Source organism: Pseudomonas sp. P4795, assembly GCF_048822895.1.
GTDB lineage: Bacteria > Pseudomonadota > Gammaproteobacteria > Pseudomonadales > Pseudomonadaceae > Aquipseudomonas.
This window is the reverse complement of record NZ_JBMFBT010000004.1, coordinates 512,537-526,049: the sequence shown is the minus strand read 5'-3', so window position 1 is coordinate 526,049 and position 13,513 is coordinate 512,537. Positions and strand designations below refer to the sequence as shown.

Below are 13,513 nucleotides of genomic sequence, written 5' to 3'. Positions count from 1 at the left end.
AACAAAGTCAAAAGATCGCAGCCTTCGGCAGCTCCTACAGGTTCAGCCTCATTCAGGAAGTGACCATGAGCTTTATCACCGAAATCAAAACCTTCGCCGCACTCGGCAGTGGTGTCATCGGCAGCGGCTGGGTTGCCCGCGCCCTCGCCCATGGCCTCGACGTGGTGGCCTGGGACCCGGCGCCGGGCGCTGAAGCGGCGCTGCGCAAACGCGTGGCCAATGCCTGGGGCGCGCTGGAGAAAAATGGCCTGGCGTCGGGTGCGTCGCAAGATCGCCTGCGCTTTGTCGCGACCATCGAGGAATGCGTGCGTGATGCGGATTTCATCCAGGAAAGTGCCCCTGAGCGCCTCGAACTGAAACTGGATCTGCACAGCAAAATCAGCGCTGCAGCCAAGCCCAATGCGTTGATCGGCTCCAGCACTTCTGGCCTGTTGCCGAGCGAGTTTTACGAGAGCTCCACTCATCCGCAACGCTGCGTGGTCGGGCATCCGTTCAACCCGGTTTACCTGCTGCCGCTGGTGGAAGTGGTAGGCGGCAAAAACACCGCGCCTGAGGCAGTGCAAGCGGCGATGCAAGTCTACGAATCCCTCGGCATGCGCCCGCTGCATGTGCGTAAGGAAGTGCCAGGGTTTATTGCCGACCGCTTGCTCGAAGCGCTGTGGCGTGAGGCGCTGCATCTGGTCAATGACGGCGTGGCGACCACCGGTGAGATTGACGATGCGATCCGCTTTGGCGCCGGTTTGCGCTGGTCGTTCATGGGTACGTTTTTGACCTATACGCTGGCGGGCGGCGATGCGGGGATGCGGCACTTCATGTCGCAGTTCGGGCCGGCATTACAGTTGCCGTGGACGTATCTGCCGGCGCCGGAACTGACGGACAAGTTGATTGATGATGTGGTGGACGGGACGAGTGAGCAGTTGGGTGAACGCAGTATTTCGGCGCTGGAGCGTTATCGTGATGATTGCCTGCTGGCTGTGCTCGATGCGGTGAGAACTACCAAGGAAAAGCACGGCATGGCCTTCAGCGAGTAATCGACCTGCAGTACCGGCTCCCACACGGGATGGCCGAACGACACAACTCCAATGTGGGAGCTAGCCTGCTAGCGATGGCGGCAGCCCAATCACAATCAGTTCTGGATCAGCCGATATGCCCAAGTTAACCACCTACCAAACCAAAATCATCCCCGACTGGGTCGACTACAACGGCCACCTGCGCGACGCCTTCTACCTGCTTATCTTCAGCTACGCCACTGACGCCTTGATGGATCGCCTCGGCATGGACAGCAGCAACCGCGAAGCCAGTGGCAACTCGCTGTTCACCCTCGAACTGCACCTCAACTACCTGCACGAAGTGAAACTCGACGCCGATGTCGAAGTGCGCACGCAGATCATCGGCCACGACCAGAAACGCCTGCACCTCTATCACAGCCTGCATCTGGCGAGTGATGACCAGGAACTGGCCGGTAATGAACAAATGCTTCTGCACGTCGACCTCGCTGGGCCGCGCTCTGCACCGTTCAGTCCTGAAACCCTGAGCTGCCTGCAAACCATCGTCACTGAGCAATCCGACATGCCCACACCGGCTTACATTGGCCGGGTCATCGCCCTGCCGCCATCGCGATAAACGCAGACAAAAAAAGCCCCGAGACCAGCCGTGACCGGATCGGGGCGAACATACTGTTGAGGAGCTGGCGCGGCGAGGGTGACCAAACCTTCGTGAAGCGAGCTGGGCCCAGTGTGCCGATTCCCCTCCCCGGCGAGTTAGCCGAAAACGACCTGTTCATAGCCGTGCCAGCCACTGCGACAAAACTCCCTTGCCGTCACCGCACGCGACTACCAGAATCGAGCCACGACCTCCGATGCCGAAGAAGGATTTGCGTAATGATGTACGCCGATTTGATTGACCAGGAAGATCTGTTGGGCCAGCTCAAGTCGCTGGGTTTCGAAGTGCCGTCCGGCGCCACGGCCGAGCAGGCCTGCGAGTACGCGGTGCGCGGGCTGGATGATGTGCGGGCGAATACGTTGCGCACGATGGTCAAGCAGATGTACACCAGCAGCGCGACGATTTTGCCGGCGGTGCGTGAGGCGTTCGACAAGCAGTTGTTGCCGGCACTGGCGCAATACCAGCAGATCCGTAGCGCCTGACAGTCCGTCATCGCTGGCAAGCCAGCTCCCACAGTGACCGTTGTCGTTTACCGAATTGGTGTTCAACACAGAAACCTGTGGGAGCTGGCTTGCCAGCGATAAAGCCAGCTCGGTCTAGAGCCTTACACTGGCGAAAGTCGACTCATTGCGCGCCTGACTCAACGCCGACATAGGCCCCGACAGCGGCGCCAGCACCAGCGCCTGCGGCAACGGCAGCATCGCTACCTGCTGGGTGGTGTTGGAACCGACGCGTTCGTCACGCGGCGGAATGCCGAAGTATTCGCGGTAGCACTTGGAGAAGTGCGGTGTCGAGACGAAGCCACACACCGAGGCCACTTCGATGATCGACATCGGCGTTTGCTTGAGCAATTGCCGTGCACGAATCAGTCGCAGTTTCAGGTAATAACGCGACGGCGAGCAGTGCAGGTATTTCTGGAACAGCCGCTCGAGTTGACGCCGCGACACGGCGACGTACACCGCCAGTTCGTCGAGGTCGATCGGCTCTTCGAGGTTGGCTTCCATCAGCGCAACGATTTCCTGCAACTTCGGCTGATTGGTACCGAGCATGTGCTTGAGCGGCACGCGCTGGTGATCCTGCTCGTTACGGATGCGTTCATAGACGAACATCTCCGAGATCGCGGCGGACAGTTCACGCCCGTGATCGCGGCTGATCAGGTGCAGCATCATGTCCAGTGGCGCGGTACCGCCGGAGCTGGTGAAGCGGTTGCGATCGAGGGTGAACAAGCGAGTGCTCATCGCCACCCGCGGAAAAGCTTCCTGCATCGCCGCCAGGCATTCCCAGTGCACGCTGCAATCAAAACCGTCGAGCAGGCCGGCGCAAGCCAACGCCCAACTGCCGGTGCACACGGCACCGAGACGCTTGGATTGACGCGCCTGGCTTTGCAGCCACGAGACGTGTTCACGGGTAACGGTGCGCTGAATGCCGATGCCGCCGCAGACAATGATGGTGTCCAGCGCCGGGGCTTTGTGCATGGAGGCGTCGGGGGTGATCTGCAGACCGTCACTGGCCCACACTTGCCCGCCATCGACGGTGAGGGTGCTCCAGCGATACAGCTCGCGACCGGACAGCTGATTGGCCATGCGCAGCGGTTCGACTGCGGAAGCCAGAGAAATCAGCGTGAAATTGTCCAGCAGCAGAAAGCCGATGGATTGAGGCGCACGGTTCTGGGGTTGGGCCCCGGAGTTGAACGTCGTCATCGCGGTATCTCCTCACACAAAGCGGGTGATGGCCTCAGGCGGAGGCTCTTGTTATTGCCATCGTTCTCGCGTGGGAGACGGGCTTTGTTATGACAGAGCAATTGCCATGCCTGAAATTGAATGGCCGTTCAATAACTCCTGAAAACGACGTCGCGAGGCGTCTATACAAGATGCCGGACGAGGGGTATTTCGAAGTGCCATCAACCGCAGCGGGCGCCCTGTCCCAAAGCCTGTGAGCATATCGGTAGCACTTTTGGGAACAGGCTTGGTGCGATTGTCGGACAGTGTCACCAGAGGCACAGGGGACGGGCGGTAGCGGCGTGCAGCAGGCGCTGGCAGTGGGAAAGGCTCTTATCTGATTGCGACGCGCCAAAACGTGGCGCGTTTTGATTCGGGTGTGCACTTAGCGCGCAGTTTTGACTGCTATTTGTGGCGAGGGGATTTATCCCCGTTCGGCTGCGCAGCAGTCGTGGAATTTCAGGGCCGCTGCGCGACCCAACGGGGATAAATCCCCTCGCCACGGGAACCCGATCTCAGCATTCGACAGCACTGACAGCCAAGCCACCCCGCGAAGTCTCTTTATATTTGTCATGCATATCAGCGCCGGTATCACGCATGGTGCGGATCACCCGATCCAGCGAAATAAAGTGCTGACCATCCCCGCGCAAGGCCATCTGCGCCGCGTTGATCGCTTTCACTGCGGCAATCGCATTGCGCTCGATGCATGGCACTTGCACCAGACCACCCACCGGATCGCAGGTCAGGCCGAGGTTATGTTCCAGACCGATTTCCGCCGCATTACATAGCTGTTCCGGCGTGGCACCGAGAATCTCTGCCAACCCCGCCGCCGCCATCGCGCAGGCCGAGCCGACTTCGCCCTGACAACCCACTTCAGCGCCGGAGATCGAAGCGTTTTTCTTGCACAGAATCCCTACCGCTGCGGCGCCCAATAAATAGTCGACCACGTTGGCGTCAGTCACCGCTTCGCTGAATTTCATGAAGTAGTGCAACACCGCCGGAATGATCCCCGCCGCGCCATTGGTCGGCGCTGTGACCATGCGCCCACCGGCGGCGTTTTCTTCGTTCACGGCGAGGGCAAACAGATTCACCCACTCCATGGCGCTGAGGGTCGAACCGATCACGTTGGGCTTGCCCAGCTCCTGAAGACTGCGATGCAACTTGGCCGCACGCCTGCGCACATTGAGTCCACCGGGCAGGATGCCTTCGTGCTTGAGGCCCTGTTCCACACAATCCTGCATCGCTCGCCAGAGCTTCATCAGCCCGGCGCGGATTTCTTCCTCGCTGCGCCAGACCTTTTCGTTGGCCATCATCAATTCGGCGACGCGCAGATTGTTGTGTTTGCACAGCTCCAACAGCTCGACCGCGCTGGAAAAGTCGTAAGGCAATTCAGTGCGATCCAGATCCACCACGCCGCTGGAAGCCTGCGCCTCATCCACGACAAATCCGCCACCGACCGAGTAGTAAGTGTCGCTATGCAGCTCTCCGTGATCACCCTCGGCGATCAGGCGCATGGCGTTAGGGTGGAACGGCAGGTTTTCATCGATCAGGCGCATGTCGCGCGCCCAGACGAAAGGCACCGACAAACGACCGTCCAATAAAAGAGTGTGGGTTTCGCGCAGCGCCTGAATCCGCGGGCCGATCTGCGATGGATCGATCGCGTCCGGCCACTCGCCCATCAGGCCCATGATCACCGCGTTGTCGCTGCCGTGACCGATACCGGTAGCCGACAACGAACCGAACAGTTGCACCTCGACCCTGCGCACCTGTTCCAGTTGATGCCGGTCGCGCAGCGCTTCGACGAACAGCGCGGCGGCGCGCATCGGGCCGACGGTGTGCGAGCTGGATGGCCCGATACCGATTTTGAACAGGTCGAACACGCTGATAGCCATTACTGCAGGACTCCTGTAGATGCCGGTTCGGGGCGGGGAGCGCCCGCTGGCGGAGCTGCTACGCTCAAGCTGCGATCCGCCAGGATGGCCGCATCATCAGGCTTTTGGTCACTCGCCCGGCGTCTGACACCGACGCACTCATGTCCACCAGCGCCGTGCCGTTTTTACCGAAGAATCTCGCCGTTTTATGCGGTGCAGTCGGGCAAATCGAGCGAAAAAAAGCTGTAAACGACGTCACCGACACTGGATGCGACCATCCCTGTACTGGATACGACGCACCCTGTAGGCGTCAGATTTTCACTGGTACATGATCGTATCGACTCGATTGCAAGGCGCTGCGGTAGAGCTGTCTCCAGAACGCCATCCAACCGCAACCCATAAGTGCGGTGGTCCAGTCGGAACACTGCCAAAAAAAACACCAAGGAGTCCATCCATGAAAGGTTCCCCGTCGTTGTTGTTGGCCGCCATGCTGAGTCTGCCGTTGCTGGCTCAAGCCGCAGAGCCGGCACAGTGCAGTACCGTTAATTTCTCCGATGTCGGCTGGACCGACATCACCGCCACCACCGCCACCACTTCCGTGGTGCTCAACGCCCTCGGCTACAAGACCAAGACCACCATGATCTCCGTGCCGGTGACCTACAAGTCGCTGGCCGACGGCAAGAACATGGACGTGTTCCTCGGCAACTGGATGCCAACCATGGAAAACGACATCAAGGCCTACCGCGAGGCCGGCACCGTGGAAACCGTGCGCACCAACCTCAAGGGCGCCAAGTACACCCTCGCCGTCCCGCAAGCGCTGTACGACAAAGGTCTGCATGACTTCGCCGACATCGCCAAATTCAAGAAAGAACTCGACGGCAAGATCTACGGGATCGAGCCGGGCAACGACGGCAACCGTCTGATCCAGAGCATGATCGACAAGGACGCCTTCGGCCTGAAAACCGCCGGTTTCAAAGTCGTCGAATCCAGCGAAGCCGGCATGCTGTCGCAGGTTGACCGCGCCTCGCGCCGTGGCACCGAAGTGGTGTTCCTCGGCTGGGCGCCGCACCCGATGAACAAGCGCTTCAAGATCCAGTACCTGACCGGCGGCGACGAGTTCTTCGGCCCGGATTTCGGCGCCGCCACCGTAGCGACCAACACCCGCAAGGGCTACGCCGAGGAATGCAGCAACGTTGGCCAATTGCTGAAAAACCTCGAGTTCACCGTCGATATGGAAAGCGAACTGATGGGCAACATCCTCGACGACAAAATGAAGCCTGACGCGGCCGCCAAGGCCTGGCTGAAAAACAATCCACAGGTACTCGAAACCTGGCTCGCCGGCGTGACCACCATTGACGGTAAACCTGGCCTGGAAGCCGTGAAAGCCAAGCTGGCGCCTTGAATTCAGGAGCATCGCTTATGCCGGACGGCTTCGGCTGTCCGGGCTGTTTTTTCCTCGCATGCGGACGTTCAATACCATGCTGATTGATCAGAAAATCCCTTTAGGCCAGTACATCGCGGGCTTCGTTGAATGGTTGACGCAGCACGGCGCCAACACCTTCGACGCAATCGCCGTGACACTGGAAACGATGATCCACGGCGTGACGTTTGCGCTCACCTGGTTCAACCCTTTTGTCTTGATCGGCCTCATCGCCCTGCTCGCGCATTTCATCCAGCGCAAGTGGGGACTGACGGTATTCGTCATCGCCTCCTTTCTGCTGATCCTCAATCTGGGGTATTGGCAGGAGACCATGGAAACTCTCGCCCAAGTGCTGTTCGCCACCTTTGTCTGCGTGCTGATCGGCGTGCCGTTAGGCATCGTCGCCGCGCACAAACCGATGTTCTACACCATGATGCGGCCGGTACTCGATCTGATGCAGACCGTACCGACCTTCGTTTACCTCATTCCTACCCTGACCCTCTTCGGGCTGGGTGTGGTGCCGGGCCTGATCTCGACGGTGGTGTTCGCCATCGCCGCGCCGATCCGCCTGACCTACCTGGGCATCCGCGATGTCCCGCAAGAACTGATGGACGCCGGCAAAGCCTTCGGCTGCTCGCGTCGCCAATTGCTCTCACGGATCGAATTGCCACACGCCATGCCGAGCATCGCGGCCGGCATCACCCAGTGCATCATGCTGTCGCTGTCGATGGTGGTGATCGCGGCACTGGTGGGCGCCGACGGACTCGGCAAACCGGTGGTCAACGCACTGAACACTGCTGATATCGCCCTGGGCTTCGAAGCAGGTCTGGCGATCGTACTGCTGGCGATCATGCTCGACCGTATCTGCAAACAACCCGACGCCAAAGCAGGGGGTGACGCATGAGCATTATTCGCTTCGAAGACGTCGACGTGATCTTCACCAAAGATCCGCGCGAAGCACTGAAACTTCTCGATCAAGGCTTGACACGCAGTGAGATCCTGAAAAAGACCGGGCAGATTGTCGGCGTGGAAAAGGCCAGCCTCGATATCAACAAAGGCGAGATCTGCGTGCTGATGGGCCTGTCCGGCTCCGGCAAGTCGAGCCTGCTGCGCTGCATCAACGGCCTCAACACCGTAAGCCGCGGCAAGCTGTTCGTCGAGCACGAAGGCAAGCAGATCGACATCGCGTCCTGCACCCCGGCCGAGCTGAAAATGATGCGCACCAAACGCATCGCCATGGTCTTTCAGAAGTTCGCCCTGATGCCGTGGCTGACGGTACGCGAGAACATCAGTTTCGGTCTGGAAATGCAGGGTCGCCCGGAAAAAGAACGGCGCAAACTGGTCGACGAAAAACTCGAACTGGTTGGCCTGACCCAATGGCGCAACAAGAAACCCGACGAACTCTCTGGCGGCATGCAGCAGCGTGTGGGCCTGGCTCGCGCACTGGCGATGGACGCCGACATTCTGCTGATGGACGAACCGTTCTCGGCACTTGACCCGCTGATCCGCCAAGGCCTGCAGGACGAACTGCTGGAACTGCAACGCAAACTGAACAAGACCATTGTGTTTGTAAGTCACGACCTCGACGAAGCACTCAAACTGGGTAGCCGCATCGCGATCATGAAGGACGGGCGAATCATCCAGTACAGCGTGCCGGAAGAGATCGTGCTCAACCCTGCGGACGATTATGTGCGGACCTTCGTCGCGCACACCAATCCGCTCAACGTGCTCTGCGGGCGCAGCCTGATGCGCACGCTGGACAACTGCAAACGCATCAACGGTTCAGTGTGTCTCGATCCGGGCGGCGATTCGTGGCTGGACCTGGCGGAAGGCAACACCATCAAAGGCGCACGGCAGAACGGCGTGGCGCTGGACTTGCAGAACTGGGCACCGGGCCAGGCGGTTGAAGCGCTGGAGCGCAGGCCGACGCTGGTGGACTCGAATATCGGCATGCGCGACGCGTTGCAGATTCGTTATCAGACCGGCAACAAACTGGTGCTGCATGACAACAATCATGTGGTGGGGATCTTGGGCGACAGCGAGCTGTATCACGCGTTGCTTGGCAAGAACCTGGGTTAAGGCGGGATAAAAAAAGGGATCGCGGTGAGCGATCCCTTTTTTATTGGGTCAGGGAAAAGAGCCCCTCACCCTAACCCTCTCCCGGAGGGAGAGGGGACTGACCAAGTTGTACTTCCAAGCTACATCGACCTGAATTATCGAGTCGAACTCAGGCCTTGAAGATCACGACGATCTGCTCCCTCTCCCTTAGGGAGAGGGCTGGGGTGAGGGGTAGCCCTTGATCTTAGCTATACACCCGGCCAAGGAGTTGCCGATGGCTTTCAAACTGATCGAGCACATCACGTGTGATCTGATCCTGGGTGAAGCCCATCAGGTCGTAGTCCTGGCTGCCGTTGTGCAGATACACCTCGGCCCGGTAGTAACGCTGGCGCTCCTCGTCGGACTGCGCCGATTCAGTCGGGGTCGCCAGATAGCCATCGAGGCTGACTTCGTAAACGAAAGGGTTGCCCTCTTCCATCTCGACGCGCACGCCCATGCAGCGCTTGGATTTGCCCAACAGCGTCTGCACTTCCAGACCCTGAGCACGCATCTGCGCGGTCGCATCTTCCAGCGCCGGGCTGACGTGCTTGTCCATGAAGCGCTGTACCACCGATTGGCTCGGTTGCAGATCCAGTTGCGTCAGACGCTCACTGAAACCACGACGACCACGTTCAGCCAGTTGCGCCTGTTCCTGCTCGATCTGCACGTCCAGACGCATCTGCTTGTGCAGGCCGAACATGAAGAACACCAGCACCACCGAGAACGGCAGACCGGCCAGCACCACCATGGTTTGCATGGCTTCGAAGTTACCGGCGAACAGCAGACCGATGGTCACCAGCGTGATCACCGCCGACCAGAAAATCCGCAGCCAGTGCGGCGCATCTTCGTCAACGTTGCCGCCCTTGCAGGAAAGGTTGGCCATCATCACCGCGCCAGAGTCGGCCGGGGTCAGGAACAGTACGAAACCGACGAAGATCGACACACCGATGACAATCTTCGACGCCGGGTAATGCTCAAGCAGTTGGTAGATCGCCATCGACGGCTGTTCCAGCGCCGTCTTGCCGAGTTCCACCGCCCCATGGTTCATCACCAGGTCCAGCGCCGAGTTACCGAAGATCGACAGCCAGGCCAGGGTGAAGCCCAGCGGAATCAGCAGCACGCCGGCCACCAGTTCACGCACGGTACGACCACGGGAAATCCGCGCGATGAACATGCCGACGAATGGGGCCCAGGAAATCCACCAGGCCCAGTAGAACAGCGTCCACAGACCCATCCAGCGTTCAGACTTCTCGCCGCTGCCTTCGTACACATACAGGTCGAAGGTTTTCAGCACGATGCCGTTCAGGTAGTCACCGATGTTCTGCACGAAGCCGTTGAGCAGGTGCAGGGTCGGGCCAAACAGCAGCACGAAAATCAGCAGACCGCTGAACAGCACGATGTTCAGGTTGGACAGACGACGGATGCCGTTTTCCACGCCGGACACGGCAGCGATGGTCGCCACGGTGCTCATCACGATGATCACGATCAGCAGGTTGGTGTTGCTGTGTTCCATGCCGAACAGGTTTTCCAGCCCCGACGACACTTGCAGCGACCCAATCCCCAGATTGGTCACCAGCCCCAGCAGGGTCACGAACATGCCGAAGCCGTCCACCGCGTGCCCGGCCGCGCCTTTGACCCAGCGCTCGCCGACCAGCGGATACAGCGCCGAACGCAAGGCCAGCGGCTGGTTGTGGCGGTAAGCAAAATACGCCACGGCCAGACCGACCAGTGCGTAGATCGCCCAGCCGTGCAGGCCCCAGTGCAGGAACGTCAGCTGAACCGCCTGACGCGCCGCGAGGTTGCTGCCGGCCACGCCTTCCGGCGGATTGAAGTAGTGATCCAGTGGCTCGGATGCGCCGAAGTACAACAGCGAAATACCGATACCCGACGAGAACAGCATCCCCGCCCAGGCGCCGTAACTGAAATCCGGGGTGTCGTCCTTGCTGCCCAGTTTGAGTTTGCCGTACGAGGAAAACGCCAGACCCACGACGAATACCAGATAGGCGGCAATCACCACCATGTAGTACCAGCCGAAGCTGCGCGACAACCAGGCCTGAGCCACTCCCAACATTCTGCCGGCCTCTTGCGGGGCGATGATCAGAATGGCGGTCAACAACAGAATCAGCGCGGTAGAGGTGTAGAACACCCAACCGTTGACCGTCACCTTCTCGGGCGGGGTCTTTATAAGAAAGGCAGAACTCATGGCACAAATGCTCCAGGCAGTGCGAGAGAAGAACACAAGGCAACACGGGCACCCGACCAATCGGTTACTTGGCAGCCGACCAGCGGGTGATATAAAGACACCGCGAAAAACCCGAAGCCCCAGAAACGCCGTGGCGTATAGGTTTCGAGCCGATTTAGATGTCGGATACTCGCCATTTACACGTAGGAAAAACCTGTAGGTAGCGACGATTTGTCGCAGATCTTATTCTTTGTTGATTGAACGTTCAATCAAAACAAAATAGACTGGCCGTCAATCCGATGAGCGTTGATCGCCCCTCGGAAGGCCTAAGGAGATGTGCAAGATGCCCAAGGTCGGTATGCAACCCATCCGCCGCCAACAGTTGATCGAAGCCACATTGCTGGCGGTTGATCAGGTCGGCATGGGGGACGCCAGCATTGCGCTGATCGCCCGTTTGGCCGGTGTCTCGAATGGCATCATCAGTCATTATTTTCAGGACAAGAATGGCCTGATCGCCGCCACGATGCGGTATCTGATGAACGTCCTCAGCGAGAACGTCACCGCGCGCCGTCAGGCGCTGACAGATGACAGCCCACGGGCCCATCTGCAGGTGATCATCGAAGGCAACTTCGACGCCAGCCAGGTCAATGGACCGGCAATGAAAACCTGGCTGGCCTTCTGGGCCACCAGCATGCATCAGCCGTCATTGCACAGGTTGCAGCGGATCAACGATCACCGCCTGTATTCCAACCTGTGCTGCGAGTTCCGCCGGGTGTTGCCGCTCGAAGATGCGCGCAGCGCAGCGCGAGGACTGGCAGCTCTGATCGACGGTTTGTGGTTGCGCGGCGCGCTGTCGGGAGACGCTTTCGACACCGAGCAGGCGCAACAGATCGCTTACGAATACATGGATTTCCAATTGGCCAAGCAGGTGAGCTAGAGCACAGAGAAAACGCTCGGCCCCTGAACTGTCACCGACCAGCGATGCCACAGCTGTATATGGCTCACCCGGTGACCAACGCCAACCACTTATGCTCTTGCGAGGACACTATGGCCCGTTTCGAACTGCAAAAACTCTACATTGATGGCGCGTACTCCGATGCCAGCAGCGACGCCACCTTCGAAGCCATCAACCCGGCTAACGGTGAAGTCCTCGCACAAGTACAACGTGCGACCAAGGAAGACGTCGAGCGCGCTGTCGTCAGCGCCGAAAAGGGCCAGAAAATCTGGGCTGCGATGACCGCCATGGAGCGTTCGCGCATCCTGCGTCGTGCCGTCGACATCCTGCGCGAGCGCAACGATGAACTGGCCGCTCTGGAAACCCTGGACACCGGTAAAGCATTCTCCGAAACCAAATACGTCGACATCGTCACCGGCGCTGACGTGCTGGAATACTACGCAGGCCTGGTGCCCGCCATCGAAGGCGAGCAGATCCCGCTGCGTGACACCGCGTTCGTCTACACCCGTCGCGAGCCGCTGGGCGTGGTTGCCGGTATCGGCGCGTGGAACTACCCGATCCAGATTGCTCTGTGGAAATCCGCTCCAGCGCTGGCCGCCGGTAACGCGATGATCTTCAAGCCAAGCGAAGTCACCTCGCTGACCACGCTGAAACTGGCTGAAATCTACACCGAAGCCGGCGTTCCGGCTGGCGTGTTCAACGTTCTGACCGGCAGCGGCCGTGAAGTCGGCACCTGGCTGACCGAGCACCCGCGCATCGAGAAGATCTCCTTCACCGGCGGCACCGACACCGGCAAGAAAGTCATGGCCAGCGCTTCGGCATCCTCGCTGAAAGACGTGACCATGGAACTCGGTGGCAAGTCGCCGCTGATCATTTTCGACGACGCCGATCTGGATCGCGCTGCCGACACCGCGATGATGGCCAACTTCTACAGCTCCGGCCAGGTCTGCACCAACGGCACTCGCGTGTTCGTACCGAGCCACCTGAAAGCCGCTTTCGAAGCCAAGATCGTTGAACGCGTTAAGCGTATCCGCGTTGGCAACCCGGAAGACGAAAACACCAACTTCGGCCCGCTGGTCAGCTTCGCCCACATGGAAAGCGTGCTCGGATACATCGCCAAAGGTATGGAAGAAGGTGCGCGCGTCCTGTGCGGTGGCGGTCGTCTGACCGACGGCGAATTCGCCAAAGGCGCATTCGTGGCTCCAACCGTGTTCACTGACTGCACCGACGACATGACCATCGTCCGCGAAGAAATCTTCGGCCCGGTCATGGCGATCCTGTCGTACGAGACCGAAGAAGAAGTGATCCGCCGCGCCAACGACACCGACTTCGGCCTGGCCGCCGGTGTGGTTACCAAAGACCTGAACCGCGCTCACCGCGTGATTCATCAACTGGAAGCCGGTATCTGCTGGATCAACGCCTGGGGCGAGTCCGACGCAAAAATGCCGGTTGGCGGTTACAAGCAGTCGGGCGTTGGCCGTGAGAACGGCATCAGCTCGTTGAACAACTTCACCCGCATCAAATCGGTACAGGTCGAACTGGGCGATTACGTCTCGGTGTTCTGATCTGACTCAGAGTCGGATGGGGCCTTTGTGGCGAGGGGATTTA

At 59.6% G+C, this 13,513-nt stretch carries 11 protein-coding genes; 8 read left to right on the top strand and 3 right to left on the bottom strand.

Translation table 11 applies throughout. The annotated features are described in order from the left end of the window. The first annotated feature begins 65 nt into the window (after positions 1–65). From ACOI8A_RS14515 to ACOI8A_RS14505, 3 genes are all read left to right on the top strand, one after another. A complete protein-coding gene (locus ACOI8A_RS14515; protein ID WP_420647288.1) occupies positions 66–1,031 on the top strand; it encodes an L-carnitine dehydrogenase in 966 nt (321 codons plus the stop codon). A 115-nt stretch (positions 1,032–1,146) separates the two neighbouring features. After that, positions 1,147–1,623: a thioesterase family protein gene (locus tag ACOI8A_RS14510; RefSeq protein WP_420647289.1), complete on the top strand. Its 477-nt coding sequence runs from the start codon at positions 1,147–1,149 to the stop codon at positions 1,621–1,623. Positions 1,624–1,880: 257 nt separating this feature from the next. Then, positions 1,881–2,144, top strand: coding sequence for a hypothetical protein (locus ACOI8A_RS14505; protein WP_420647290.1), 264 nt, complete (start codon positions 1,881–1,883; stop codon positions 2,142–2,144). 114 nt (positions 2,145–2,258) lie between these two features. Here ACOI8A_RS14505 and ACOI8A_RS14500 read toward each other — a convergent pair whose 3' ends face one another. Together ACOI8A_RS14500 and ACOI8A_RS14495 are read right to left on the bottom strand one after the other, a co-directional pair. Next, a complete protein-coding gene (locus tag ACOI8A_RS14500) occupies positions 2,259–3,362 on the bottom strand; it encodes a GlxA family transcriptional regulator (protein WP_420647291.1) in 1,104 nt (367 codons plus the stop codon). Between the two features lie 533 nt (positions 3,363–3,895). Continuing rightward, the gene (locus tag ACOI8A_RS14495) at positions 3,896–5,272 is read right to left on the bottom strand and encodes an L-serine ammonia-lyase (RefSeq protein WP_420647292.1); all 1,377 of its coding nucleotides are present in this window, start codon (positions 5,270–5,272) and stop codon (positions 3,896–3,898) included. A 433-nt stretch (positions 5,273–5,705) separates the two neighbouring features. Between ACOI8A_RS14495 and ACOI8A_RS14490 the strand changes: the two genes are divergently transcribed. From ACOI8A_RS14490 to choV, 3 genes are all read left to right on the top strand, one after another. Further along, complete coding sequence (locus ACOI8A_RS14490) at positions 5,706–6,653, top strand: choline ABC transporter substrate-binding protein (RefSeq protein ID WP_420647293.1); 948 nt, start codon at positions 5,706–5,708, stop codon at positions 6,651–6,653. 76 nt (positions 6,654–6,729) lie between these two features. Then, on the top strand, positions 6,730–7,575 hold the full coding sequence (gene choW / locus ACOI8A_RS14485; RefSeq protein WP_420647294.1) for a choline ABC transporter permease subunit: 846 nt from the start codon (positions 6,730–6,732) through the stop codon (positions 7,573–7,575). After that, the gene (choV, locus tag ACOI8A_RS14480) at positions 7,572–8,750 is read left to right on the top strand and encodes a choline ABC transporter ATP-binding protein (RefSeq protein WP_420647295.1); all 1,179 of its coding nucleotides are present in this window, start codon (positions 7,572–7,574) and stop codon (positions 8,748–8,750) included. Before choW ends, choV begins: the two co-directional genes overlap by 4 nt. A 223-nt stretch (positions 8,751–8,973) precedes the next feature. Here the strand turns inward: choV and ACOI8A_RS14475 are convergent, their stop codons facing one another. Then, positions 8,974–10,914, bottom strand: a complete 1,941-nt coding sequence (locus ACOI8A_RS14475) for a BCCT family transporter (protein WP_420647523.1) — start codon at positions 10,912–10,914, stop codon at positions 8,974–8,976. 379 nt (positions 10,915–11,293) lie between these two features. On the opposite strand from ACOI8A_RS14475, the gene betI reads away from it, so the two are divergent. Together betI and betB are read left to right on the top strand one after the other, a co-directional pair. Continuing rightward, positions 11,294–11,887 carry a transcriptional regulator BetI gene (betI, locus tag ACOI8A_RS14470; RefSeq protein WP_420647296.1) on the top strand — a complete coding sequence of 198 codons (594 nt, stop codon included), beginning with the start codon at positions 11,294–11,296 and terminating at the stop codon, positions 11,885–11,887. A gap of 110 nt (positions 11,888–11,997) precedes the next feature. Continuing rightward, positions 11,998–13,470 carry a betaine-aldehyde dehydrogenase gene (gene betB, locus ACOI8A_RS14465; RefSeq protein WP_420647297.1) on the top strand — a complete coding sequence of 491 codons (1,473 nt, stop codon included), beginning with the start codon at positions 11,998–12,000 and terminating at the stop codon, positions 13,468–13,470. The last annotated feature ends 43 nt before the right edge of the window (positions 13,471–13,513 follow it).